This is a genomic window from Saccharopolyspora cebuensis (genome assembly GCF_039542665.1).
In the GTDB taxonomy this organism is placed as follows: domain Bacteria; phylum Actinomycetota; class Actinomycetes; order Mycobacteriales; family Pseudonocardiaceae; genus Saccharopolyspora; species Saccharopolyspora cebuensis.
Genome location: NZ_BAABII010000033.1, coordinates 1 through 1,531, shown reverse-complemented (window position 1 = coordinate 1,531; position 1,531 = coordinate 1). Strand labels below are relative to the sequence as shown.

The following is a 1,531-nucleotide window of genomic DNA, read 5'->3' as shown; positions in this document are numbered from 1 at the left end:
CTCGACGCTGGTCGGTGAGCACGCTGTCGTCGTCCCGCAGGAGCTTCTTGAGCTCACCGGCGACTTCCCCGGCTTCGTTGACCAGTCCGAGGCCGAGGTAGCACAGCTGCTGCTGCACCGGCCACTCCTCGGCCCGGGACAGGACGGTGGCCTCGTGGTACTGCTGCCAGGCAGTCACGCGACCGCCTCCCGTCCGCGGGGGCGGTCATCGCATCCCGGGCAGGAGCGGCTCGGCGGCGGAAGGAGAGTCCGGATCAGCGCGAGGTAGGCACGGACATCGGCGGCGAGCTCCTCGTCCAGGTCGTCAGGTTCGTCGGTGTACCAGTCGCAGGTGATCATCAGTTCGTCGAAGACGTGGTGGGTGGTCAGCAGCATCGGTTGCTTGCAGAGCTCGATCACCTCGGCGACCTCGGCGGCCAGGACCCGGTCGACGGGCACCAGCTCGCACGCGGTGGTGGCCAGCCGCTCGTGCAGCGGCTCCGGGGGCGGTGGTGTACCGCGCAGGAGGTTCCTGAGCCGGTACCGCAGAACGGTGAGTCTCATTGCATACTCCTTCTCGACGTACTGTTCACGCTCGGTCCCGGGCTTCAGCGCCGAGCCGAGCGGCTGTCTCTAGACCAGACGCCGGATACCGGCCTCGGACAGGTGCCCCTTCTGCCGAAGAGCGCTCGCGATCCGCTCCACCGTCTGCCACCGGCGCGCCAGCAACCGGTTCACCTCAGCCTCTGCGGCCGACCACGTGAAACTGGCTTCCGGGTCCGCCAGCGCGTCGCGCAGAGCGGCTACATCACCTCGGCGTGCGACCCGTGTGGAAGCGACTGCGTCGCGGTAGGGCGGCAACGCGCGCCCCTGCGCCCGGTGGATTGCCTCAGCTTCCAGTCCGCCGAGGACCAGGATGATCTCTTGGTCCGCGCTGCCCTCGACAGTGCCGCCGTTGGGCGCGACCTCGGTCCGGCCCACCACGTGGTCCTTGCGCTGGTCGATCCACACTTCGTACACCGGCAGACCGACCTCGCGGGCCGCAACGACATGGCCGGCCTCGTGGACCGACGTCGCGTGCCAGTCGACAGCGCCCACAGGCATCAGTTCGTCAGCGGGGGCGGGGTAGCGCGGACTAAACAGGCCCATGATGGCCTCCTTGTCAGTTGCTGGTGTTGTCCGTAGGCGCGGTGGGGCTGCGGTTCTCCCCGTGGTGGGTGGCCTCTCCGTTCTCAGAGGCAGTCGGCGGGGGCGAAGCTGTGCGAGCAGCGGTCGCACAGCCACCGGCTGTTGTCGATCCGCCGCCATCGACAGCCGCCGGCAAGCTCGACCAGCTCGGCCCGGTCGGGTGAGTACCGCATGGTCATCTCGACGAGCACCCAGTTGCAGTCGGCGGCGGCGCATTGCAGGTCCCACCACTGTTCCGTCGCGCGGGCGACGACCGCAGTGGTGCGGTGGGACTCGAGGAGGGCGTCGGCGGCCTCGCTCCAGCGGTCGTAGACGTAGAGGCCGAGGGGACGGTCGGGGGTGTTCGGGTCGACGATCATGTGCG

Annotated in this window: 3 protein-coding genes; all 3 read right to left on the bottom strand. The window is 69.1% G+C overall.

Annotated elements, in window-relative coordinates; genetic code table 11:
- Positions 1-174 precede the first annotated feature (174 nt).
- Positions 175-543 carry a hypothetical protein gene (locus ABD976_RS29260; RefSeq protein ID WP_345368287.1) on the bottom strand — a complete coding sequence of 123 codons (369 nt, stop codon included), beginning with the start codon at positions 541-543 and terminating at the stop codon, positions 175-177.
- A 69-nt stretch (positions 544-612) separates the two neighbouring features.
- The gene (locus ABD976_RS29255) at positions 613-1,128 is read right to left on the bottom strand and encodes a hypothetical protein (protein ID WP_345368286.1); all 516 of its coding nucleotides are present in this window, start codon (positions 1,126-1,128) and stop codon (positions 613-615) included.
- An 83-nt stretch (positions 1,129-1,211) separates the two neighbouring features.
- The coding region (locus ABD976_RS29250; RefSeq protein WP_345368285.1) for a hypothetical protein at positions 1,212-1,531 on the bottom strand (320 nt) is incomplete at its 5' end.

Bases quoted from the DNA above. Each gene is read 5' to 3' on its own strand.
- ABD976_RS29260 (WP_345368287.1), bottom strand. From the start codon at position 543: ATGAGACTCACCGTTCTGCGGTACCGGCTCAGGAACCTCCTGCGCGGT.
- ABD976_RS29255 (WP_345368286.1), bottom strand. From the start codon at position 1,128: ATGGGCCTGTTTAGTCCGCGCTACCCCGCCCCCGCTGACGAACTGATG.